Origin of the sequence: Pseudoclavibacter sp. RFBJ3, from assembly GCF_002931375.1 — a bacterium.
Classification (GTDB): domain Bacteria; phylum Actinomycetota; class Actinomycetes; order Actinomycetales; family Microbacteriaceae; genus Pseudoclavibacter.
Genome location: NZ_PSXZ01000005.1, coordinates 34,824 through 58,523, shown reverse-complemented (window position 1 = coordinate 58,523; position 23,700 = coordinate 34,824). Strand labels below are relative to the sequence as shown.

14 protein-coding genes are annotated in these 23,700 nt (G+C 69.7%); 4 read left to right on the top strand and 10 right to left on the bottom strand.

Features of this window, described 5'->3' with window-relative positions:
• Positions 1 to 51: 51 nt before the first annotated feature.
• The 6 genes from C5E07_RS06475 to C5E07_RS06450 form a co-directional block, all read right to left on the bottom strand.
• Positions 52 to 2,430, bottom strand: coding sequence for a DUF6882 domain-containing protein (locus tag C5E07_RS06475; RefSeq protein ID WP_146080534.1), 2,379 nt, complete (start codon positions 2,428 to 2,430; stop codon positions 52 to 54).
• A gap of 118 nt (positions 2,431 to 2,548) precedes the next feature.
• Positions 2,549 to 4,927: an NAD-dependent DNA ligase LigA gene (gene ligA / locus C5E07_RS06470; protein ID WP_104298845.1), complete on the bottom strand. Its 2,379-nt coding sequence runs from the start codon at positions 4,925 to 4,927 to the stop codon at positions 2,549 to 2,551.
• Positions 4,924 to 5,400: a hypothetical protein gene (locus tag C5E07_RS06465; protein WP_104240706.1), complete on the bottom strand. Its 477-nt coding sequence runs from the start codon at positions 5,398 to 5,400 to the stop codon at positions 4,924 to 4,926. The genes ligA and C5E07_RS06465 overlap by 4 nt, the downstream gene beginning before the upstream one ends.
• Positions 5,397 to 6,587 carry a tRNA 2-thiouridine(34) synthase MnmA gene (gene mnmA / locus C5E07_RS06460; protein ID WP_258063794.1) on the bottom strand — a complete coding sequence of 397 codons (1,191 nt, stop codon included), beginning with the start codon at positions 6,585 to 6,587 and terminating at the stop codon, positions 5,397 to 5,399. The genes C5E07_RS06465 and mnmA overlap by 4 nt, the downstream gene beginning before the upstream one ends.
• 55 nt (positions 6,588 to 6,642) lie before the next feature.
• A complete protein-coding gene (locus C5E07_RS06455; RefSeq protein WP_104298843.1) occupies positions 6,643 to 8,277 on the bottom strand; it encodes an MDR family MFS transporter in 1,635 nt (544 codons plus the stop codon).
• On the bottom strand, positions 8,274 to 8,888 hold the full coding sequence (locus C5E07_RS06450; protein ID WP_160072457.1) for a TetR/AcrR family transcriptional regulator: 615 nt from the start codon (positions 8,886 to 8,888) through the stop codon (positions 8,274 to 8,276). Before C5E07_RS06450 ends, C5E07_RS06455 begins: the two co-directional genes overlap by 4 nt.
• A 76-nt stretch (positions 8,889 to 8,964) precedes the next feature.
• Between C5E07_RS06450 and C5E07_RS06445 the strand changes: the two genes are divergently transcribed.
• A complete protein-coding gene (locus tag C5E07_RS06445) occupies positions 8,965 to 10,233 on the top strand; it encodes a CynX/NimT family MFS transporter (RefSeq protein WP_181057857.1) in 1,269 nt (422 codons plus the stop codon).
• 1 nt (position 10,234) lies between these two features.
• Here the strand turns inward: C5E07_RS06445 and C5E07_RS06440 are convergent, their stop codons facing one another.
• Positions 10,235 to 12,112, bottom strand: a complete 1,878-nt coding sequence (locus tag C5E07_RS06440; RefSeq protein ID WP_104240701.1) for an ABC transporter ATP-binding protein — start codon at positions 12,110 to 12,112, stop codon at positions 10,235 to 10,237.
• Between the two features lie 71 nt (positions 12,113 to 12,183).
• The gene (locus C5E07_RS06435) at positions 12,184 to 13,395 is read right to left on the bottom strand and encodes a cysteine desulfurase family protein (RefSeq protein WP_104298840.1); all 1,212 of its coding nucleotides are present in this window, start codon (positions 13,393 to 13,395) and stop codon (positions 12,184 to 12,186) included.
• A 120-nt stretch (positions 13,396 to 13,515) separates the two neighbouring features.
• On the opposite strand from C5E07_RS06435, the gene glgX reads away from it, so the two are divergent.
• The 3 genes from glgX (at position 13,516) to glgB (ending at position 20,243) form a co-directional block, all read left to right on the top strand.
• A complete protein-coding gene (glgX, locus tag C5E07_RS06430; RefSeq protein WP_104298839.1) occupies positions 13,516 to 15,648 on the top strand; it encodes a glycogen debranching protein GlgX in 2,133 nt (710 codons plus the stop codon).
• A 266-nt stretch (positions 15,649 to 15,914) separates the two neighbouring features.
• On the top strand, positions 15,915 to 17,981 hold the full coding sequence (locus C5E07_RS06425) for an alpha-1,4-glucan--maltose-1-phosphate maltosyltransferase (protein ID WP_104298984.1): 2,067 nt from the start codon (positions 15,915 to 15,917) through the stop codon (positions 17,979 to 17,981).
• A 57-nt stretch (positions 17,982 to 18,038) separates the two neighbouring features.
• Positions 18,039 to 20,243 (top strand): 1,4-alpha-glucan branching protein GlgB, encoded by a 2,205-nt coding sequence (gene glgB / locus C5E07_RS06420; RefSeq protein ID WP_104240698.1) that lies wholly within the window; start codon positions 18,039 to 18,041, stop codon positions 20,241 to 20,243.
• A gap of 78 nt (positions 20,244 to 20,321) precedes the next feature.
• On the opposite strand, the gene C5E07_RS06415 is transcribed toward glgB, so the two are convergent.
• Positions 20,322 to 21,305, bottom strand: a complete 984-nt coding sequence (locus tag C5E07_RS06415) for a tetratricopeptide repeat protein (RefSeq protein ID WP_104298838.1) — start codon at positions 21,303 to 21,305, stop codon at positions 20,322 to 20,324.
• A complete protein-coding gene (locus C5E07_RS06410) occupies positions 21,298 to 23,649 on the bottom strand; it encodes a hypothetical protein (RefSeq protein WP_104298837.1) in 2,352 nt (783 codons plus the stop codon). The genes C5E07_RS06415 and C5E07_RS06410 overlap by 8 nt, the downstream gene beginning before the upstream one ends.
• Positions 23,650 to 23,700 lie beyond the last annotated feature (51 nt).

Below are 23,700 nucleotides of genomic sequence, written 5' to 3'. Positions count from 1 at the left end.
GGGCTGGACAAGTCTAGGCCGCGTGCTGACGCGGCCGTGCTCCATCCGTGGCTACTGGCGTGGTGGCTGCTGCTGGGGAGGCTGGGACGATGGCCCATTGCCCTGCCAGCGGGGGTCGTATCCGGGCTGCCCCGGCTGGGCGGGCTGCTGTCCCGGGTACTGCGGCTGCCCCTGGTAGGGCGGCTGCCCCGGCTGAGCGGGCTGTTGCCCCGGGTACTGTGGCTGCCCCTGGTAGGGCAGTTGCCCCGGCTGGGCGGGCTGTTGCCCTGGATATTGCGGCTGGCCGTGGTACGGCGGCTGGCCGTGCTGGGGCTGCGTTCGCGCAGGCTGGCCGTTCCATCCGCCGGGCTGCGGGTTCTGCTGCGGGCCGCGCGTCGGCGGGAACTGCTGCGGGGCGCCCTGCTGGCGGGGATCGAAGCCCCCGGCCGGGCCAGGGTAGGGAGTGCCCGGGTACGGCTGGCCTGGCTGCTGGCCGGGGTACGGCTGGCCCGGGTTGGGCTGGCCCGGCTGCTGCTGACCCTGGTTGTGCTGGCCCGGATACTGCGGCTGGCCCTGGCGTGGGTCACGCTGCTGCTGGGACGGCGCGCGACCGAAGTCGTTGCCGGCTGCCGACTGCTGCCCCTGCCAGGAACCCTCTTGCTGCGGCGGCTGTCCCTGCTGGCCCTGCGGCCCTGGCTGCTGCCCCTGTCCGGGGCGCGCTACACCCCATGGAGCCTGAGGCTGATACCCGCCTGCCGGGCCAGGCTGCCCTTGGCCCTGACCCTGGGGGCCCGGATTTTGCTGCCCCGGGAACTGCTGCCCCGGCGCCTGCTGGCCCGGGAACTGCTGGCCCGGGAACTGCTGAGCGGGCGCCTGCTGACCTGGGAATGGCTGCCCTGCCGGGTAGGCCCGTCCGGGATTCTGCTGCGGCTGAGGTGGCTGCCACGCTCCCTGGCCTTGGCCAGGCCCGGACTGGGCGCCTGGCTGCGGCCACCCCTGACGAGGAGGCTGGCCCTGGTTGCTCGGCTGCCCGAACTGCGTCGGCTGAGCCACCTGCGGTGGGTTGGCCAGGTGCGGCGGCAGGAACCCCTGGGCCGCGCCCTCACCAGGCGCAGGTGCTGGCACGGGCGGAGGTCCGCCGTTGGGAGGAGCGACGGCGGATGCTGGTGTGCGCTCCCATCGGGGCGAGGCGTCGAAGGGCTGCCAGGGCGCGCTCGGCGCCTGCTGCTGGGCAGTAGCCGAGGATGCTGCTGGCGCCTGCGACGCCGACGCCGCGCTCGGCTGATCCCGGCGCTGCGGGATCGGCACGTACGGAGCTGAAGCCGGCACGACGGGCGGAGGCGGAGTCGGGAGCCCCGCCGGCGGCACGACCGGGACGGGCGCGGGCTGCTGGGCCTCGAACGACGGCGCCTCGCGAGGATGCACCGGCGGAGCGTCGGTCGAGGAGGCGGTGGGGCTGACGTGCAGCTCGGCCGGCGCTTGGCTTTCCGGTGAAAGCTCGGCCTCTGGGCCCTGCTCGCCCTCGGTGCGCGAGTCGAGGGTGGCCGATGGGGCGGTCAGCGGAGAGGAGGGGGTGTCCGCGGCCGATTCGGGAGCCGGATGGGGGTCCGCTGCGGTGGTGTGCTCGACACCGGGATGAGGAGCGGGCGCGGGATCCGAGAGAGGCGCGGGCTCCCGAGCGGGGTCGGGTCCCGTAGTGGGCTCAGGCTCCGAGATCGGCGCGGGCTCCGAGACGGGCGCGGGCTCGACGGCGACCGCGGGAGCGCTGTCGTCTCCGGTCGGGACCGCGGCGGCGGGCGCCACGCGCACCACGAGCACCTGCTGGGCGTCGTCGAGTGTGATCTCGACCAGTCCGTCGCCGGTCGCCAGCTCGTAGCTGGCGGCTCCCGTGCGCTGGAGCTGCGAGTGCGTCCGCGCCGCGTAGGAGTGCAGGGCACGCACGTGGTCGCTCAGGACACCCGCGTCGACGGCGTCGAGGATGGCGCGGGTCGCACGTTCTGCGGTTGTGGCCGCGTCGGGCCCCGCCTGCACCATGAGATGCACCTGGACGCCGGGCGCCGCTTCGACGACGACGCTGTCGCGCGAGCGCGTCAGCGCCTTGGCAGCGAGGACGAGGTGCAGCGGAGACGCCTCGTCGGTCTTCACGACCGACGAGGAGAGCTGCTCTGGGCCACCATCGAGCACGAACGAGCGCACCCGGCCGGCAAGCTCGATGGCCTGCTCCGGGAAGCCGTTGACGTTGTTCCAGCCCCACATCCACGTGCCGGCGCTCTGCGCGACGCTGCCGATGAGCTGCACCGGAAGCACCGTCGCGGTCGGTTGGGTCTGATACGTGATCGACGGGGCGGTGAGGTCGACGTCCCATCCGGCGTCGCCGAGCTGCTCCGTGAGCTGCGCGTGCGCGTCGAAGTGGAGGATGGCGGCGTCGTCCGCCAGATCTTGCAAGCTCACGCTGAGCATGGTTCCCCGTTCCCCCGCGGCGAGCCATTGCCACGGCCTGCACACTGTAGCCGAGCGACCGGTCCGCCGCCTCGGAGTCCGCTTCCTGTCGTCGGTGCGCGCCGAGCTCTCATTCCGCGACGGCTCGCAGGTGCTCGACCGCGCTGGGGCCACCTTCGAGGAGCAGGCGGAAGCCGTCTGCGTCGAGGATGGGGATGCCGAGCTCCTCGGCCTTCGTCAGCTTCGAGCCCGCTCCGGGCCCTGCCGCGACGAAGTCGGTCTTCTTCGACACGCTGCCAGCGGCCTTCCCGCCGGCGGCGATGATCGCCTCCTTGGCGCCGTCCCGCGTGAACCCCTCGAGGGTTCCCGTCGCCACGACGCTCAGGCCGGAGAGCGGCCCCTCGGTGCTGGTCCGCGCGCCGGGGCCCGGATGGTCCGGCGTGGCGAAGCGCACTCCGGCAGCCCGCCAGGCCTCGACGATGTCACGGTGCCAGTCTTCCGCGAGCCACTCGACGATCGCGTCCGCGATGGTCGGGCCGACGCCCTCGACCTGGGCGAGCTCCTCGGCGGGAGCCGCCTCGATCGCCTCGAGGGAACCGAACCAGTCCGCGAGTGCCCGCGCGGCAACGGGGCCGACGTGGCGGATGTTGAGCGAGACGAGCTGACGCCAGAGGTCCTTCGTCTTGGCGACCTCGAGCTGCTCGAGGAGGGTCGTCGCCTGCTTTGAAGGCTCGACGAGCCTGAAGTCCTTCTTGATGCCGGCCTTGCGCCGCTCGGCGGGCGTCATCTCCTCGGAGCCCGGCGGGTAGACGAGCGAGACCTTCTGGAACGGAGCTCGTCGAATGAGCTCGCCCGTCTCATCGTCGGTCCTGGGCTCTCCCGTCTCCGAGTCGCGGACGACGACCTCGATGGGGACGATCTCCTCGAGGGTGAGCGCGAAGAGCCGAGCCTCGGTCTCGAGCGGAGGCAGCTCGGGCACCGTCGGCTGGGTCAGCGCTGCGGCGGTCACCTCGCCGAGCGCATCGATGTCGAGTCCCCCGCGCGAGCCGATGTGCTCGACTCGGCCTCGGACCTGGGCAGGACACGAGCGGGCGTTCGGGCAGCGCAGGTCGACGTCGCCCTCCTTCATGGGACGCAACGGGGTCCCGCACTCCGGGCAATCGCTCGGCATGACGAAGTCGCGCACGTCGTCGCCGCGCAGCTCGAGCACCGGCCCGAGCACCTCCGGGATGACGTCCCCGGCCTTGCGCAGCACGACCGTGTCGCCGATCTTGACGCCCTTGACCCGCACCACGTCCTGGTTGTGGAGGGTCGCCATCCGCACGACGCTGCCCGCCACCTTGACGGGTGCCATGATCGCGAAGGGCGTGACGCGCCCAGTGCGTCCCACGCTCGCCGCGATGTCGAGGAGCTTCGTGTGCACCTCTTCTGGCGGGTACTTGTAGGCGATGGCCCAGCGCGGCGCGCGGCTGGTCATGCCGAGCTCGTCGTGCAGCTCGAGCTCGTCGACCTTCACGACGATGCCGTCCAGCTCGTGCTCGACGGAGTGGCGTTCGGCCCCGTAGTGCTCGACGAAGTCGACGACGTCGTCGACCGCCTCGGCGACCTTGGCGTACGGGGTGACGGGCAGGCCCCATCCTGCGAGGAGCTCGTAGACCTGGCTCTGCGAATCGACCGGTGGTGAGGGCCACGCGCCGATCCCGTGGACGTACATCCGCAGCGAGTGGAGTCGGAGCTCGCCGGCCTCGCGTTCGAGGCCGCTCTTCTTCTCGAGCTGCTGCCGCAGGCCCCCGCTGGCCGCGTTGCGCGGGTTCGCGAAGTCGGGGAATCGCTTCGTGGCCCGCTCCAGCTCGGCCTGCTCGTCGAACTCACCGCGCGTCGCGGCGGGCCGGGCTTCCCACCTCGCCCGGTACTCGTCGACGGCACGGGGGCGCAGCGACGCCTGGAACTCGTTGAGCTGCGTGAACGCGGCGACCGGGATGAAGACCTCGCCTCGGACCTCGACGATCGGCGGGTGCCCCTCGCCCGAGAGCGCTTCGGGGATGCCGTCGATCTGCAGCGCGTTCTGCGTGACCTCCTCGCCCGTGCGACCGTCACCGCGAGTTGCCGCGGTGACGAGCCTGCCGTGCTCGTAGCGCAGGGCGATGGCGAGGCCGTCGATCTTCAGCTCCGTGAGCCAGGCGACTCGGCGGCCCGCGGCCGCCTCCGTCTTGGCGCACCACTCGCGCAGCTCGTCGATCGAGAAGACGTTGTCGAGGGAGAGCATGCGTTCCGCGTGCTCGATGGGCCGCAGGCCGTCAGCGACGCCGCCGCCGACCGTCTGCGTCGGGGAGTCCTGCGACTGCAGCTCGGGATGCTCGCGCTCCAGCTCGTCGAGCTCGCGGACGAGCGTGTCGTACTCGGCGTCCGAGACGAGCTGCGCGTCGCGCTCGTAGTACGCCGCCTGGTACTCGGCGACGAGCTCCCGCACCTCGGCGACGCGTTCCCGCGCATCCTCGAAGCTCGTCACGCTGTCGCTCCTGCGCGGGAGCTGAGCGTCGCCATCGCGGCCTTGCGGCTCACGGAGAGCAGCCAGTCTTTCTTGCCCGCGAGGCGCTTGGCGGCGCGCCGCTCGCTGGTCGTCTCGAGGTAGCTCTGCACGATGCCGACGACGGCGATGAGCACCGCGAAGACGGCGAACACGATCTGCCAGGTGGGTTCGAGCTGCATGAGGAAGTTCGAGGCGAGGAACACCGTGCCGCCGATGAGGAACCAGAGCACGAGGGCGAGGATCCAGTCCTTCGCTCCGAACGGGCGCGCCTCCAGGGTGCAGCGCTTCGCGAGCTGGAGGGCTGGCGCGTCGAAGTGCTCGTCGTAGTCACTGCGCCAGCGCTCCGAGTCGGAGAGGTTCTTGTACTTCGCCGCCCAGCGCTCCGCTCGGTCGGTGAGCATGTCCATCGCCTCGCCGTCTTTCAGGACCGAGCCCTCAGCCTGCTTGCTCATGCCGCCTCCTGCCCGTCTGCGCTGCCTGCAACGCCATCTTGCGCGGTGCTCTCCTGCACGGCGCTCACGGTTCGGTCGATCGTGAACTGGCCGAGCACGCTCGTGCCGACGTAGACCACGGCGGTCTGGCCTGGTGCGACGCCGACGAGCGGCTCGTCGACGACCACGCTCCATTCGACGCCCGGGATGGTGGCGTCGTCACGTGTGCTCGCGGCGCTCGTGCTCACACGCGCGGTGGCGGGGACCGGATCGGCGTGGGCGCGGATCTGGACGTCGCAGCGGAACGCGCCGTCGGCTTCCGTCTTCGCGGCGCCCGTCCAGCTCATCCGCTGGCCGGCGATCTCCGCGATGTTGAGCGCCTCCTTCGGCCCCACGACGACCTCGTTGGTCTTCGGGCGGATCTCGAGCACGAACCGCGGCTTCCCGTCGGGGGCTGGAACGCCGAGCCGGAGCCCCTTGCGTTGGCCGACGGTGTAGGCCGTCGCTCCGTCGTGCTCGCCGAGCTTCGCGCCGGCGCTGTCGACGACCTCGCCGGTGGCTGTGCCGAGGCGGTCACCGAGCCATCCCCGAGTGTCGCCGTCTGGGATGAAGCAGATGTCGTGCGAGTCGGGCTTCTGCGCGACGCTGATTCCGCGCTCGGCGGCCTCCGCACGGACGAGGTCCTTGGAGGGCGTGTCTCCGAGCGGGAAGTAGCAGTGCTCGAGCTGCTGCTGGGTGAGCACGCCGAGCACGTACGACTGGTCTTTCGCCCAAGCACTCGCTCGGTGCAGTTCGACGAGTCCGTCCTCGCCCGTCGCGAGGGTGGCGTAGTGCCCCGTGCACACGGCATCGAACCCGAGGTCGATGGCCTTCTCGAGGAGCGCCGCGAACTTGATCTTCTCGTTGCAGCGCATGCAAGGATTCGGCGTGCGGCCGGCGCTGTACTCCGCGATGAAGTCATCGACGACGTCGAGCTTGAACCGCTCGGAGAAGTCCCACACATAGAACGGGATGCCGAGGAGGTCGGCGGCACGACGGGCGTCCATCGAGTCCTCGATGGTGCAGCACCCTCGAGACCCCGTGCGGAGCGTGCCTGGCATTCGGGAGAGCGCGAGGTGCACGCCGATGACTTCGTGCCCGGCCTCGACGGCTCGGGCTGCTGCGACGGCGGAATCGACCCCGCCGCTCATGGCGGCTAGAACTTTCACCGGATAAGTGTACGTCGGGCCTCCGACACCGCCCCGTGTGCGGAACAGGTAGGGGTCAGCCGATGTGCGTCGCCGAGGTTGTCGTGGCCGGCTCAGCACCGGTCGCGAGCGGCTTCTCCTTCAGGAAGGACAGCGCGATGATGGAGATGACCGTCAGGGGCACAAGCGCGAGGAAGATCGGGATGAGCGCCTCGTTGTACGAGCCGACGATGATGGCCCTGAGCTGATCGGGCAGCTCAGCGATCGCCGCCGGCGTGAAGGAGCTCGCGCCGTCCTCGGCGGCTGCCCCGTCCGGGAGACGGTCGGCCACCATCTGCGTCAGCCGCGCAGCGAAGACCGAGCCCACAACCGCGGAGCCGAGCGTCGCGCCGACCTGGCGGAAGTAGTTGTTGGCCGCCGTCGCGGTGCCCACGATGCGAGCGGGGAACGAGTTCTGCACGATGAGCGTGAGCAGCTGCATGCTCCCGCCGAGTCCGATTCCCATGATGCCGAGGGCGACGCAGATCATCCACACCGGGCTGTCGACCGTGACGAACGAGAGCACCAGGAGCCCGGCACCGAGCACGGCGGACCCCGCGATGGGCACCCACTTGTAGCGCCCCGTGCGCGAGACGTACTGGCCGCTCAGGATCGATGTGATCAGCAGCGCACCCATCATGGGGGTCATCAGCAGGCCGGACACCGTTGGTCCGGACCCCGTCACCATCTGCAGGTAGGTCGGCATGTAGCCGAGCGTGCCGAACATGATGACGCCCGTGGAGAGGCTGGCGATCGTCGTCAGGATGAAGTTGCGGTCGCGGAACATGCCGAGCGGCATGATCGGGTTGGCGGCACCGCGCTCGACGAAGACGAACGCCGTGGCCGAGACGACGGCAAGCGCTGCGAGCAGCAGGATCGTCGGCGATGTCCACGCGTACTGCGACCCGCCCCAGGTTCCGACGAGCACGAGCGCGGTCGTCGCGAGCGAGATGAGGGCCATGCCGCTGACATCGATCCGAGTGCGTTCCTGCGCGGGGCGCTTGGGGAGACGGAGGAGGAAGATCGTCGCCAGCAGCGCAAGAGCACCGAGTGGCAGGTTGATCCAGAACACCCAGCGCCATCCCGGCCCCTCCGTGAACCAGCCACCGAGCAGCGGGCCAGCCACGGAGGAGAAGGCGAAGACCGCGCCCATGACCCCCATGTACTTGCCACGCTCGCGCGCGGGGACGACGTCGGCGATGGCGGCCTGCGACAGGATCATGAGTCCTCCGCCGCCGAGCCCCTGGACGATGCGCGCGCCGATGAGCAGCTCGATCGAGGGAGCCAGGCCGCCGAGCACCGAGCCGGCGATGAACAGCCCGATGGCGATGAGCAGCAGCGGCTTGCGTCCGAACAGGTCGGAGAGGTTGCCGTAGACGGGCATCATGACGGTCGACGCCAGGATGAACGACGTCACGACCCAGCTCATGTGCTCGACTCCGTGGAGCTCTCCCACGATGGTCGGCATGGCGCTGGAGAGGACCGTGTTGTTGAGCGATGCCATGAGCATCGTGACCATCAGGCCGAGGAAGAGCGGAACGATGCTCCGCTTGTGGGACGTGCCGGTGGTCGCGCCAGCCGCGGGCCTCGCTGCGCGCGCGCCGTCGCTCGCGCCGGTTCTTGTGCCGGTCTCGGCGCGGGCCTGCGAATCGATGCTGGGGGGAGTCGTCATAGGGATTCTGAGATCGCTTTCCTGAATACGTCGATAGAGCGGTTGATGGCGGCTTCCCGGTCGACCAGGATGCCGTGGGGGTCGTTCCGGCTGGTGAAGCGCAGGATGGTGGCGGCGAGCGACAGGAGTGCCTTGGCGGACTCGATGCCGTCAGGCAGCGGCTCGGTCGAGCTGTCGCCGTCCTGCTCGGTCAGGATCGCGAGGACGATGTCCTCAGCCGCGCTGATGTGGCGCCTGAGGCGCTCCTCGAGCACTGGGTTCTGGTCGGCGAGCGTGCGCCGCCGCGGGAAGTCGTCGTGGTCGGGGATCGCCGAATCGAGGACGGCCAGCATGAGCCGCATCGTGCGGCCGAACGAGTCACCCGCGCTTGCGCGGAAGTCCTCGAGGGCGCCGTCGGGCAGGGTCGGTGCCTGCATGCCGAGCACCGCATCCTCTTTGCTCGGGAAGTAGTTGAAGAAGGTTCGGCGTGAGACGCCGGCGCGATCGCTGATCGCGTCGATCGTGGTCTCGTCGAGGCCCCGCTCGATCGTGAGGTCGGCAGCGGCATCGTGGATGGCGTGCCAGCAGTCGATGCGGTTGCGTTCGCGGAGGGAGAGGGCTGGGTTCGACACCACTCAAGAATATGCATGAGTGCAAAGTTTCACAAGTGCAACTTTCCTGTGCAGGTCCTGGGTACAGTGGCACCTCGTGTCGACTCTCCCCGCTCCGAACCCCTCAGGCAGCGCACGGTCCCCGTGGTTCTGGACGGCACTCGCCGTCCTCGCGCTGGTGCTCCTCGCACTGAACCTGAGGACCGCCGTCACCAACGCCTCGCCGATCTTCGATCTCATCTCCGTCGACCTCCCGCTCCAGGGCGCCACCACCGGGCTTCTCACGATGCTGCCTCCCGTCGCGTTCGCGATCGCCGGCCTCGTCACCCCGTGGCTGCTGCGTCGCGTGCGCCTCGAGCTGCTCATCGTCCTCGCCCTGGCCGCCATCATCGCCGGCCACCTGCTCCGAGGAGCGGCCCCCGACGTCCCCACCCTCCTCGGCGGCAGCGGCATCGCCCTCCTCGGCATGGGCATCGGCAACATCCTCCTGCCGCCGGTCGTCGTCACGTACTTCCGGTCGCGCATCCCGGTCATGACCTCCACCTACGCGATCGTCGTCGCGCTCGGCACGATGCTGCCTCCGCTGCTCGCGGCGCCCGTCGCCCTGGCCTCCGGCTGGCGGACCTCGCTCTCGATGTGGGGCATCGTCGCAGCCTCGGCAGCCGTGCCGTGGCTCATCCTCCTCGTTCGCGCCCAGGTGCGAGCGGCGCGCGGACACGTGCCGGAGACGACGGGCGCCGTGACGCTGCCGAACGGCAGGCCCGCACGGCCCGCACGCTCCATCTGGCGCTCCAAGCGGGCATGGGCGCTCGCCACGACCTTCGCGATCTCGTCGATGAACGCGTACTGCTGCTTCGGCTGGCTCCCCACGATCCTGCAGGAGCGGGCGGGGGCAGACACGGTCGCCGCGGCCGGCTACCTCTCGCTGTTCGCGGCCATGGGCATCCCGCTCTCGCTGGCGACCCCGCTTGTCATCAAGCACCTCGGCACCACGTGGCCGCTCATCTCCGCGGCGGCCGGATTCGCGCTCGGCTACCTGGGCCTCATCCTGGCCCCAACGGCAGCCCCCGTCGCCTGGGTGCTGCTCATCGGCTTCGGGCAGCTGATCTTCCCCATCTGCCTCACGCTCATCGGCCTTCGCGCATCGGGCCAGCGCGGGTCGGCCATCCTGAGCGGCTTCGTCCAGCTCGTCGGCTACGCCCTCGCTGCCCTCGCGCCGTTCACGGTCGGCGTGCTGGCCACGGCGACGGGCAACTGGTCGATCCCGCTTGGCCTCCTCGCCGTGCTCACCCTCGGCGTCATCCCGCTCGCCCCCGCGCTTGCTGGCAAGTGGAAGATCGAAGACGAGATCCAGCTGGCCCGCTGAATCAGGATTCGAGCTCTGGCTCGACGTCGGTGCGCTGCTCCTCGTGAAGCGCGGCGTAGAGCCCGCCGCCGGCCATGAGCTCTGCGTGGCTGCCACGCTCGACGATGCGGCCCTCGTCGAGGACGCAGATCACGTCGGCGTCCTTCACCGTCGAGAGGCGGTGCGCGATGGCGAGCACCGTGCGCCCCCGGGATGCGGCGTCCAGCGCACGCTGCACGAATCGCTCCGACCGTGTGTCCAGAGCGCTGGTCGCCTCGTCGAGGACCAGGACGGCCGGGTCCTTGAGGAGAACTCGCGCAATGGCGACGCGCTGCTTCTCACCTCCGGAGAGCCGATACCCGCGCTCCCCCACCAGCGTCTCGTACCCGTCGGGGAACTTCGAGATGGTCTCGTGGATGTTGGCCTGCCGGCACGCATCCTCGATCTCCGCCTGCGTCGCCTCGGGCTTCGCGAAGCGCAGATTCTCTGCGATCGACGCATGGAACAGGTAGCTCTCCTGGCTCACGATGCCCGTGTTGGCGATGAGCGCGTCGTGGTCGAGGTCTCGCACGTCGGTTCCGGCGAACCTCACGGCTCCGGATGACGCCTCGTAGAGCCGCGGAACCAGGTAGCCGATGGTGGTCTTCCCGGCACCGCTCGGCCCGACGAACGCGACGAACTCACCGGGACGGACCGTGAACGAGACGTCGTCGAGCGTGGGGGCCGCGTCGGTCTCCGCGTCCGGGTAGCTGAACGACACGTGATCGAACGTCACCTCGCCGAGCCTCGACTCGTCGAGGGGCGTCGGCGCCGGCGACGGCGTGATGGCGGGAGCCAGGTCGAGGTACTCGAAGATGCGGGCGAAGAGCGCCTTCGATGTCTGCACCTCGAGCCCGATGCGCATGAGTCCGATGAGCGGCATCGTGAGTCTCGTCTGCACCGTCGTGAAGGCGACGATCGCCCCGGCCGTGAGATCGACGCCACCCGTGATGAGGTACGCGGCGACGATGTAGACGGCCGCGGGAACGAGCGAGAAGACGATCGACACGAACGCGAAGAAGCTCTGGCCGCTCATGGTCTGCTTGACCTGGAGGCCGATCTGCTTGAGGTTCTCAGCGCGATACCGCTGCCCCTCGGCCTCCTCGCGACCGAACGACTTCGCGAGCAGGATGCCGGAGACGCTCAGCGACTCCTGCGTGATGGCCGTCATCTCGGAGAGCGACTCCTGCGTCTTCGTCGCGATCCGGGCACGCACCTGGCCAACCCGACGCTGCGCCCAGACGAGCGCTGGCATGAGCACGAAGGCGATGATCGTGAGCTGCCACGAGAGCAGCGCCATCGCGACGACGGCTGCGAGGACGGTGACGATGTTCCCGACGACGCTCGTGATCATCGACTGCAGCGTGGATGCGACGCCACCGACGTCGTTCTGCAGGCGGGACTGGATGACGCCGGTCTTCGTGCGCGTGAAGAACGCGAGCTCCATGCGCTGGAGGTGCTCGAAGAGCCGCACGCGGAGGTCGCCCATGACCGAGTTGCCGACGCTGGCCGTGAAGTACGTCTGCACGACCCCGAGCGCGCTCGAGGCGACCCACAGCAGCGCCATGAGCCCGACGATCTTCCACAGCTCGCCGATGTTCGGCCCAGCTCCATCAGGCGGGAAGAGGCCGACATCGAACGCCTGCTCGGTGAGCAGCGGAGGCAGCACCGAGATGGCGGCGGTGACGAGCACCAGTGCCAGCGCGATGGCGATCTTCCGCCGGTACGGCGAGAACAGTCGGATGACCCGCTGCCATAGGTCGTCGATCTGTGGGGCCTGCTCGTTCGCCGCGCGGAGCACGGACTCATCGCGCACGCGGCCTCCGGCAGGGGGCCCGCCTCCAGCGCCTCGCATCGTCATGGCGTCAGCGTAGGCGCATCCGCCGACACTGAGGCGAGAGCCGAGGCCTGCTCAGCGGAGACGACTCGAAACTAGACGGCGCGGTCCGAGAAACCGGCGGTGCGCGCCTGCTCCACGATCCGCGGCAGCACTGCGAGGAGGGCGTCGATGTCCGCAGCTGACGTCGAGGCGCCCAGCGTGAAGCGGAGCGCGCTGAGCGCCGCACGCTCGTCGAGGCCCATGCCGAGCAGCACGTGAGAGGGCTCCGCGATGCCGGCCTGGCAGGCCGAGCCCGTCGAGACCGAGAACCCTGCCATGTCGAGCAGGAACAGCAGCGAGTCGCCCTGGCAGCCGTCGAAGGTGACGTGGACGTTCCCGGGCACTCGCGCCCTGACCTCCACGCCGCGATCGACGAGCGCGCCGTCCAGCGGTGCCCCTCGGAGCTGCGCGCCCGGAATGCGCTCGAGGCCCTCCGAGAGCTGCAGCGCGAGGCCGTCGAGGCGCGCCCCCTCCGCGGCCATATTGGTCATCGCGGCATCGGTGGCCGCCGCGAAGGCGAGCGCCGCCGGCACGTCCTGCGTGCCCGAGCGCACACCCCGCTGCTGCCCTCCCCCGTGGATCAGCGCCTCGACCGTGTGGGCGCGCGCGAGGGCGAGTGCCCCCATCGCGACGGGTCCGCCGATCTTGTGCGCGGAGACGCTGAGCGCCGCGACGCCGAGATCGCGGAGGGAGACGGGAATGTGCCCGAACGCCGCGACTGCGTCGACGTGCACGGGAATCCCCTGCTCGTTCGCGAGCTCGGCGAGCGCACGCACGGGCTGCACGGAGCCCACCTCGTTGTTCGCGAGGATGACCGTGACCAGGGCGATCTCGTCGGCGTGCTCGCGCATCCGTGCTGCCGCGACCTCGAGATCGACGAGGCCTGCTGCATCGACAGGCAGCCAGTCGATGACCGCTCCCTCGTGCGCGGCGAGCCATTCGAGCGCATCCACCGTCGCATGGTGCTCACCTCGAGGCGCCAGGATGCGCGTTCGGGTCGGCCGCTGCCGCAGCCGCGACCAGTAGAGGCCCTTGACGCCGAGGTTGATGGCCTCGGTGCCGCCAGAGGTGAACACGACCTCGATGGGGTCCGCGCCGAGCGCGGCTGCGACGCGCTCTCGTGCCCCCTCGAGCATCCGCTTCGCTGCCTGCCCGTGGCCGTGAATCGACGACGGATTCCCCGTCAGCTCGAGTCCCGCGAGCAGCGCAGCCCTCGCCTCCGGCACCATCGGCGTCGTCGCGGCGTAGTCGAGGTAAACGGCCATTTCGCTCCTCGCCTCACTCTCGACATAGACTTGCGCGATCTGTGCGCACCAGGACGCACGCATGTGACCAGGAAGCCGCCGGACGGCGCCCGGCCGCTCGATTCGAACAGTTTAGGCCTCATGCCCGATTCCCAGACCCGCTCAGACCTCGGCGTGACCCACCGCCAGGGAATCGCGCGCCTCCGCGTGTTCTCGATGCACGCGACCTCGATGACGCTGTGCCTCGTGGCCGCCGACGGCACGGTCACGCGGACCATCGAGATGGCCAGCATGCCAGGCGGCGTCTGGCAGGCAGAATGCGCCGAGCTCGTGAACGGGCAGCGGTACGCCGTGCGCGCCGACGGGCCGTCGAGCGGAACGAACGCCTTCGACAGGCATCGGCTGCTCGTCGAGCCGTACGCCAGGCAGGTCGCGAACGTCGGCAGCCCGGCCGTCCCGGTCTGGACCGCCCAGGTCGTCGAGTCCGAGCCCTTCGACTGGGGTCAGGTGCGAGCACCGCTCCTCCCCCTCCGCGACGTCGTCGTCTACGAAGCGCACGTCAAGGGATTCACGCAGCTCGCCCCGCACATGCCGGAAGACCTGCGTGGCAGCTACGCCGGCCTCGCGCACGAGGACACGATCGCCTACCTCCAATCGGTCGGCGTCACGGCGGTGGAGCTGCTTCCCGTGCACGCGTTCGCGTCCGAGTCGTTCCTGCGGCGCCAGGGCATGGCGAACTACTGGGGCTACAACACGCTCGGATTCTTCGCCCCGCATGCCGACTACGCCTCCCCCGCCGCCCGTGCGGCGGGCCCGCACGCGATCGCGCGCGAGTTCAAGGGCATGGTCAAGCACCTGCACGCAGCCGGCATCGAGGTGTACCTCGACGTCGTCTACAACCACACCTCCGAGGGTGGGCGCGGCGACGAGACGTCCATGTTCCGCGGCCTCGACAACGCCACGTACTACCGGCACGACATGCACGGCAACCCGGTCGACCAGACCGGCTGCGGCAACTCGCTCGACACGTCGGAGGCGATCGTGCGCGAGCTCATCCTCGACTCGCTCAGGTACTGGGTGGAGGAGTTCCACATCGACGGCTTCCGCTTCGACCTGGCGGCGACGCTCGGCCGGAATGCGCACCATGCCTTCGAGACGCATCACCCCCTGCTCGAGGCGATCGTCCGCGACGACCGCCTGGCCGACACGAAGCTCATCGCGGAGCCGTGGGACGTCGGCATGGGCGGCTGGCAGACGGGCAACTTCCCGGAGGACTGGTCGGAGTGGAACGACAGCTTCCGCGACCACGCACGTTCGTTCTGGGTCAGGGACATCGCCGAGGCGCGCAGCTCCGGCGTGCATCCCGAGGGTGCTGGCGCGTTCAGCACCTCGCTCGCCGGCTCGTCCGACATGTTCAGCGACGACCGCGGGCCCCTCGCCTCCGTCAACTTCGTGACGGCCCACGACGGCTTCACGCTTCGCGATCTCGTCTCCTACAACGTCAAGCACAACCTGCAGAACGCCGAGCTCGGCCGCGACGGGACCGGCGACAACCGCTCCTGGAACTTCGGCGTCGAGGGGCCAAGCGACCGCGACGACATCGAAGCGCTGCGCAGGCGCTCCATGCGCAACCTCCTCGGCACTCTGCTCCTGAGCGCGGGTGTGCCCATGCTGACGGCGGGCGATGAGGTCGCGCGGTCGCAGAAGGGCAACAACAATCCGTACAACCAGGATTCGCCCCTCACCTGGTTCTCCTGGGAGCTGAGCGAGGTCCAGCTCGCCCAGCTCGCGCATACGCGCAGGCTCATCGAGCTGCGTGCGCAGCACCAGGTGCTGCGTCCGAGCAGCTTCAACCACGGGCACGCGCTCAGCGAGCACGGCACCAGGCGCCGGTGGTTCGACGCGCTCGGCAACCCCATGGGCGACGGCTCCTGGCAGGGGCCGGGCGGGCGAACCCTGCAGGTGCTGCTGGACGCCTACATCCCGGAAGCCGATGCCGACTTCACGGGCGACGCCGAGCTCGTCGACGGGGTGCGGATGCTCACCGACCGGCTCCTGCTCGTCGTGCACGGCAGCGAGGACGACGCGGCGCTCCGCGCGCCAGCCGTCGACGAGATCACCGGGTACCGGCTCCTCTGGGACTCGACGCACGAGCACCCGGACGAGGCGCTCAGCGCCAGTCGCGTGCTCGTCCCAGGTCAGCTCACCGGTCTCGAGGGACCCTCCGTGCAGGTCTACGCCGTGGACGTCGAGCCGGGACACCACCACATCTAGACCACGGCGTGGGGGTCGTTCGCATTCCGTGACACGCGAACAGCCCCGATGCGGGTGGGTGTTGGTAGCGTTCGGATGTGGCAACGACACCAGCGTCAGACGACCAGATTCCACCGAGCCGCCCACGTCGGGCAGCCGCGAAGCGAGCGAGCACCTCGCCGAAGCCTGCCCCAGCGGCGCAGGACGCGCCAGTGAGCGCAGCGGCAGCACCCGAGCCCTCCTCGGCCAAGGCGCCACGGGCGCGCAAGCCGAAGGCTCCAGCGGCGATGCCGGCCGCAGCCGCGGCCGTCGCGACGGCGCTCCCGCCGACCGGCGACGCCTTCCCGGGCTCCGGCTACGTCCCGGTGATCGGCCGCATCCCCATCCTCGACCTGCAGCCGCAGCTCGTCGACAACCTCTTCCCGACGAAGGGGTACGTGGGCGATGTCGTGCCCTTCTCGTGCGTCGCCTTCCGCGAGGGACACGACATCATCGGCGTCGAGCTCGTGCTCACCGAGCCCGGCGCTGAGGCCACGCGCATCCGCATGCAGCCTGGCCCGAAGGGCACCGACTCGTGGCTCGCCGAGGCGCAGGTCACCGCCGCCGGCACCCACGAGTGGTGGGTCGAAGCCTGGAACGACGACTTCGCGACCTGGCAGCACAACGCGGAGATCAAGATCCCCGCAGGCATCGATGTCGACGTCATGCTCGAGCTCGGCGCGATGGTCGTCGACCGTGCGGCCACCAATCCTGAGCTCACCGCGCATCAGAGTGCCGTGCTGCGGGACGCGGCGACCGCGTCGCGCTTCACCTCCCGGTCCGCCTCCTTCCGCCTCGCCTCGCTGCTCGCCGAAGACGTGCTCGAGGTCGTCGAGGCGCACCCCGTCCGCTCCCTCGTGACGCGCTCGGCCAAGCGCAGCATCCAGGTCGACCGCGCGCTGGCCGGAAACGCGGCCTGGTACGAGTTCTTCCCCCGCTCGGAGGGCGCCAGGCAGGCGGCGGACGGCAGCTGGACCTCCGGCACGTTCCGCACCGCTGCCGAGCGAGTGCCTGCGGTCGCAGCCATGAACTTCGACGTGCTCTACGTTCCGCCGATCCACCCGATCGGGCACACCAACCGCAAGGGGCCGAACAACTCCCTCACGACGGAGCCTGGAGACCCGGGCTCCCCGTGGGCGATCGGGTCCGCAGAAGGCGGCCACCGCGACATCCACCCCGACCTGGGCACCGTCGAGGACTTCCGGTACTTCGTCAGCGAGGTCGAGAAGAACGGCATGGAGCTCGCCCTCGACCTCGCCCTGCAGGCGACCCCCGACCACCCGTGGGTAGCTGAGCATCCTGATTGGTTCACGCAGCTGCCAGACGGCAGCATCGCCTACGCCGAGAACCCGCCGAAGAAGTACCAGGACATCTACCCGATCAACTTCGACGGCGACCGCAACGGCCTGTACGCGGAGGTCCTCGACACGGTCGAGTACTGGATCGACCTCGGCGTCAAGATCTTCCGCGTCGACAACCCGCACACGAAGCCCCTGCAGTTCTGGGAGTGGCTGATCCACGAGGTCAACGCCAAGCACCCCGAGGTCATCTTCCTCGCCGAGGCGTTCACCCGACCCGCCATCATGCACGCGCTCGCGAAGGCCGGCTTCCAGCAGTCGTACACCTACTTCACCTGGCGCAACACGAAGACGGAGCTCGAGGAGTACCTCACCGAGGTATCGAAGGAGTCCAGCGACTTCCTTCGCCCGAACTTCTTCGTCAACACACCGGACATCCTCACCGAGTACCTGCAGAAGGGTGGGCGCAACGCCGCGAAGATCCGAGCGATCGTCGCCGCCACCTCCTCCCCGCTGTGGGGGGTCTATGCCGGATTCGAGCTCGCCGAGAACGTGGCCCGCCCCGGCTCGGAAGAGAACATCGACAACGAGAAGTACGAGTTCAAGCAGCGCGACTGGGCGGCCCAGGAAGCGAGCGGCTACTCCCTCGCTCCGCTGCTGACGAAGCTCAACGAGCTGCGCCGCGCCAACCCGGCGCTCCAGCAGCTGCGCAACTTCGAGGTGCAGTTCAGCGACAACGAGAACGTGCTCGTCTTCTCCAAGCACCTGCCCGCCGAGTACGCCGCCGACGGCGTCGCCAACACGGTGATCGTCGCGGTGAACCTCAACCACTCCGGTATCGAGGAGGCGACCGTCTACATCGACCAGACGAAGTTCGGGTTCGCGTCCGACACGGAGTTCGGGGTGGAAGACCTCCTCAGCGGGCACGAATGGGTCTGGGGCGGCGCGAACTACGTGCGCCTCGACCCATCCACCCTCCCCGCGCACATCCTGCGCGTCAGGCACTCGGCACTCTGACCCGTCGTCCGGTCGCGCCAGGCGGCGCGACCGGACGATCTCGAGAACGGAAACACCATGACCGACGAACTCAAGCCCGCCGCTCCCGCACCGATCGGCGTTCCCGAGGGTGAGCTGCGCTCGGTCGCCGAGGGTACGCACTCCGGCCCCCACGCGATCCTCGGGCAGCACCTGCAGGAAGACGGCCGCACGCTCATCCGAGCGCGTCGCCCCCTCGCGGAGCGCGTCACCGCGATCCTCGAGTCCAGCGGCGAGCGGGTCGAGCTGCAGCATCTCGCCCACGGCATCTGGCAGGGCGTGCACGAGCACGGCCTCGACGACTACCGCATCGAGACGGTCTATAGCGACGGCGTTCCGCACATCGTCGACGACCCCTACCGGTTCCTCCCCGTCGTGGGCGAGGTCGACCAGTTCCTCTTCGGCGAGGGGCGCCACGAGCGCCTCTGGCATGTCTTCGGCGCCCACCACCGCGAGCACTGGGGCACCCACTCCGCTGTCTGGGGCACCTCGTTCGTCGTCTGGGCACCCCACGCCCAGGCCGTGCGCGTCATCGGCTCGTTCAACGGCTGGGATGGCCGGGCGCACGCCCTGCGCCGCCTCGACGCACTCGGCATCTGGGAGCTCTTCGTGCCAGGCGTCACGCCGCACGAGACCTACAAGTTCCAGATCCGCACCGCCTCCGGCGACTGGGTCGAGAAGGCAGACCCCCTGGCGCTGCACGCGGAGCAGCCGCCGCAGACCGCGTCGGTCATCGCGAACCCCAGCACGTACGAGTGGGGCGACGGCGACTGGATGACGTCCCGGGCGCAGAAGGACCCGCACACGGGCCCCATGACCACCTACGAGCTCCACGCCATGTCCTGGCGTCCCGGACTGGGCTACCGCGAGCTGGCCGACCAGCTCGTCGAGTACCTCGACGGCCTCGAGTTCACCCACGTGGAGTTCATGCCGCTCTCGGAGCACCCCTTCGGCGGCTCGTGGGGCTACCAGGTCACCGGCTACTACGCGCCGACCTCCCGCCTCGGCTCGCCCGACGACCTGCGCTACCTCATCGACCGGCTCCACCAGGCCGGCTACGGCGTCATCATGGACTGGGTGCCCGGCCACTTCCCGAAGGACAGCTTCGGCCTCGCCGAGTTCGACGGCCAGGCGCTCTACGAGCACGCCGACCCTCGGCTCGGCGAGCAGCTCGACTGGGGCACGAAGGTCTTCAACTTCGGTGACTCCCAGGTGCGCAACTTCCTCGTCGCCAACGCGCTGTACTGGCTCGAGGAGTTCCACATCGACGGGCTGCGCGTCGACGCCGTCGCCTCCATCCTCTACCTCGACTACTCGCGCGAGGAGTGGGTGCCGAACATCCACGGCGGGCGCGAGAATCTCGAGGCCATCGCCTTCCTGCAGGAGGTCAACGCGACGGCCTACAAGCTCTACCCCGGTATCGCCATGATCGCCGAGGAGTCGACGAGCTGGGCTGGCGTCACGAAGCCGACCGAATGGGGCGGCCTCGGCTTCGGCCTCAAATGGAACATGGGCTGGATGAACGACAGCCTCAGGTACGTCGAGCGCGACCCCATCTACCGCTCCCACCACCAGGGAGACCTGACGTTCTCGTTCGTGTACGCGTGGAGCGAGCGGTTCCTGCTTCCCATCAGCCACGACGAGGTCGTCCACGGCAAGGGGTCTCTGTACTCGAAGATGCCAGGCGACGAGTGGCAGAAGCTCGCCGGCACGCGCCTCTTCCTGGCGTACCAGTGGGGCCACCCGGGCAAGCAGCTGCTCTTCATGGGGCAGGAGTTCGCGCAGCAGACCGAGTGGAGCGAGTCTCGCGGCCTCGACTGGTGGGAGCTCGACAACCCCGGCCACGCGGGCGTCCAGCGTCTCGTCGGAGACCTCAACCGTCTCGCGAAGCACGAGGGCGCGCTCTGGGAGCTCGACGACGACTCGTCCGGCATGGTGTGGCTCAGCGGCGACGACGCAGCGAACAGCGTCCTCGCATTCGCGCGCCGTGGTTTCGACGGCACTCCGGACGTCGCGATGATCTTCAACTTCTCGAACCAGGCCATCGGCGGCTACCGCCTCGGCCTGCCACACGCCGGACGCTGGTCTGAGGTGCTCAACACCGACGCGGAGACGTACGCGGGTTCGGGGGCCGGCAACTACGGTTCCGTCACGACCGAGGACGTCGCGTCCCACGGTTTCGCGCAGTCGGCGGCCATCACCCTCCCGCCGCTCGCAGCAGTCTGGCTCAAGTTCGAGGGCTAGGAGACCCGCAGGCTCGACGGAGCGAGGCCCGGATGCGATCTGATCGCATCCGGGCCTCGCTCTGTTCGCCAGCTCAGGTCAGAACAGCAGGTTCGTGAGCCGTGCCCGTGCAGCCCCCACGCGGGGGTCTGCCACGCCCACGACGAGGAACAGATCGAGGAGGCGTTCGCGCACCGTCGTCTTGCCCTCGGCGTCGAGCTTCGGGAACAGCGTCAGCAGGCGGTCGAACGCGTCGTCGATATGCCCGCCCGACAGGTCGAGGTCCGCGACGTCGAGCTGCGCATCGAGGTCGTCCGCGTTGGCGGCGCCTCGCTGCCGGATCCCCTCGAGCGTCTTGCCCTGGAGCCGGACGAGGAGCTGCACCTGGGCGAGGCCGGCGCGAGCCTCGTCGTCGGCGGGGCGCTCAGCGAGGGCGCGCTCGTAGGCGTCGATGGCTGCGGGATAGTCTCCGCGCTCGAGCGCCTCGAAGGCTTCAGCGTGCAGCGGCGGGAGCGGCGGTGCGGCAGGCTCGGCCTGGGCATCCACCTCGGCCTCAGGTGCCGCATCCACCGCGACGTGGCCCGTGAGCCCCTGCTGGGCAGCGACCTGGAGGATCTCGCCGACGATCTGCGTGATCTGCTCCTGGGGCGGGTTGCCGGAGAAGAGCTGCAGCGGCCGACCGCCGATGATGGCGATGACCTGCGGCTGCTGCCCGAGCTGCGGATGCGCATCCAGGTCGACTCGCACGAGCACGATGCGTCCTTCAGCGCTGCGGACGATGTTCGCGAGCACGGGCGAGAGGGCCTGCGCATCGCTCGACCAGGCGGCGTGCATCTCGACGATGACGGGCAGGAACTGCGAGAGCTGCATGAACTGCTCGAGCGTCTGCTCGTCGGCATCGACCACGACGTCCGGCAGCGTCGCAACCGGCTCTCCGGCTGCTGGCTGCGTGGGCTGTCCTGGAGCGCCGGCTGCCGGAGCGCCGGGCTCCTGACCTGCCGGCGTGTTCGCGCGCTGGACGAGCGAGGAGAGATCGACGGCTCCGTAGAGACTCGCTGGGTTGAGTGGAGGGGTTTCAGCCATAGGTAACCTCGTTGGCGTTGAGCTGGCGTGCGCCGGTCATGGTGTTGGCGTAGCCGAGCAGTTGGACTGCGCCGCCTGTCGCTTCAGACGGCACGTAGAACATGAGCTGGTTGGTGTAGAGCGTCTCGAACCCGAGTGACGAGGAGCTGGCACCGGCAAGAGCGGCGGTGCGGCCCTGGACGCTCAGCGTCGCGAGCTGCGTGCGCGCGCTCAGCTTCTCGACCTCCTCGATGGAGACCGCGATGATCGCGCCCCCGTCGAGCGTCTGCACGCCGAAGGGCGGGTCGTCGCTCTGCCGGGTCTGGAACTCGATCCGGGCCGCGTTCGCGTCGATCTCGCCCGAGACCGTCGCCCTGGCATCGGCGATCTGGGTGCGCAGGGAATCTCCTTCGGGAGAGAAGAGCGCGGCGAACTGCGAGCCGTCGCCGTTGCTGATGACGTCGGCGTAGGCCGCGGCGAGTTCCTCAGGAGCGATGACAAGCGGCTGTGCGAGGCCGTCGATACCGGGGGCTCCGATCTCGACGGGGGCCGCCTCCGGCAGGGTCACGTCGGGGGTGAGCTGCACGATGGATGCCACCTTGTAGGCGTCGCGGGCCGTCGACTGCGTGAGCATCATGCCGAACGGTGCCGTTGGCGTCTCTCCGCCGGCTTCACGGACCACGAAGATCGACTTCGGCCAGGCCTCGGAGGCCTGCGGCACGGCGTAGACGATCTCGCCGGTCGGGAAGGCCACGGGGCCGGGCAGCGCGTTGTCGGCGGCCTTCGCCTTGTACTCGGCCGCGCGCTCCTGGTAGGCGGCCTGGGTGAATCGCGGCGCCAGCCCATCCGGCTTGTTGGCGGCATCCGCTTCCTGGGCGAGCTTGGCTGCGTCGTCGAGGATCTCCGTGAGCTGCTGCGCGTTCACGGCGGGCAGTGCCTCGCCCTCGGTGAGGAGCGCCTGGTCGATCGAGGAGGTCGGGGTCGGCGTCGTGGGCGCACTCGTCGACCCGCCGAACTGCTCTGGCCAGAAGTCGGCGGAGCATCCGGAGAGCGCGATCGATCCGACGAGCAGCACTGGGATGAGCCTGAAGAGTCGCTTCGGGGCCTGGCTCCGGTCGCGACCGCGGGGTCGACGCCACTGCTGAGGCTCAGCAGCGGGCGCGTCGCCGGATGGTGCGGTCGCGTCAGGGCCGGGCGCACCGCCAGCGGGAGGCTCCCCGCCACCGGTGGAGTCGTCGTCATCCGACTTGCCTGAGTCCGCCTTGTCCGTGTCGTCGTCCGCTGGAGGCGCTGCCGACTCGGACGGGGAGTCGCCGGCATCCGGAGACGATGCCTCCTCCTGGCCGCTCCAGCTGAACGGGTCGTCGACCGCCGGAGCAACGGGTGCGCCAGGTGCCGGGCTGACTGCTGCTGCCTCGGCGCTCGGGGCCCGGAAGGAAGGGAAGGCGGCAGCCTGGGGCTGCCGGTCCGCCGCGTCGACGGTGGCCGGTGGCGCCCAGCTGGGCTCCTCGACCGGCCTGAAGCTGTCGTGGTCTGCCTCGACGGATCGAGCGTCGCCTTCGGAGAGCCGGACCGATTCGGCCACGACGCTCTGCGACTGCTCGATCGGATCGACCTCGGACGAATCGAGCCCGTCGTCCGCGACCTGCGTCGAGCCTTCGAAGGAGAACGCCGGCGTCGCCGCGGTTCCCCCGTCAGAGGCGGGCACGACGACCGGGATCTCGGAGGCGAGCTCCTCGCGAGCCTGTCGCTGCGGCTTCGAGCGGCGGCGCATGCTCAGCAGCGCCCAGAGCAGCAGGCCGAGGGAGATCAGCAGCAGGACTCCGCCGCCGAGCAGGAGCGGACCGGCCATGGGCGCGCGTCCGTCGAGCGGCCAGGAGATGGAGATCTCGTTGGGCGCGGAGGCCTCCCCGTCCGACTGGACGAGCAGGGCGAAGCCGACGGGAAGCGTCTGCTGCATCTCGAGCTGCCCCTCCCCCTCGTACTCCTGGAACCAGAGGTCGCTGCCGAGGATGTTGGGGGCCGTCGTCTCATCCGCCGAAGCCTCGCCCGGCGTGAAGACGAGAGCTCCGCTCGTGTCGTCGAGGGTGACGATCTCGTGCTGCGTCGTTCCGACCCAGCCTGCGATGTCCGCCTGGCGCCCGATCGCGACGCGAATGGGGCCGTCGCCGCGGATCGTGATGGATTGCGTGCCAGCGTGCTCGATGAGCGTGTCGCTGGGGATGACCAGCAACGGCGACTCCTGGGTCAGCGTGCCCGTCGCGACGACCGTGTCGGCCGCCCGCGCTTCCGTGACCTGCAGCCAGCCGACGACAAGCAGCGCGACACTTCCGAGGAATGCGATCGCGGCTAGGATGAATCTCACTGAGTGACTCCTTCTCGAGTGATTGCGCCGTGCATCGTTTGTGCGCTCGAC

What these genes read in the sequence shown, in the direction of transcription:
- C5E07_RS06435 (WP_104298840.1), bottom strand. Translation starts at nt 13,395, where the DNA reads ATGGCCGTTTACCTCGACTACGCCGCGACGACGCCGATGGTGCCGGAG.
- C5E07_RS06415 (WP_104298838.1), bottom strand. Translation starts at nt 21,305, where the DNA reads ATGGCTGAAACCCCTCCACTCAACCCAGCGAGTCTCTACGGAGCCGTC.
- C5E07_RS06425 (WP_104298984.1), top strand. Translation starts at nt 15,915, where the DNA reads ATGCCGGCCGCAGCCGCGGCCGTCGCGACGGCGCTCCCGCCGACCGGC.
- glgX (WP_104298839.1), top strand. Translation starts at nt 13,516, where the DNA reads ATGCCCGATTCCCAGACCCGCTCAGACCTCGGCGTGACCCACCGCCAG.
- C5E07_RS06440 (WP_104240701.1), bottom strand. Translation starts at nt 12,112, where the DNA reads ATGACGATGCGAGGCGCTGGAGGCGGGCCCCCTGCCGGAGGCCGCGTG.
- C5E07_RS06465 (WP_104240706.1), bottom strand. Translation starts at nt 5,400, where the DNA reads ATGAGCAAGCAGGCTGAGGGCTCGGTCCTGAAAGACGGCGAGGCGATG.
- glgB (WP_104240698.1), top strand. Translation starts at nt 18,039, where the DNA reads ATGACCGACGAACTCAAGCCCGCCGCTCCCGCACCGATCGGCGTTCCC.
- C5E07_RS06455 (WP_104298843.1), bottom strand. Translation starts at nt 8,277, where the DNA reads ATGACGACTCCCCCCAGCATCGATTCGCAGGCCCGCGCCGAGACCGGC.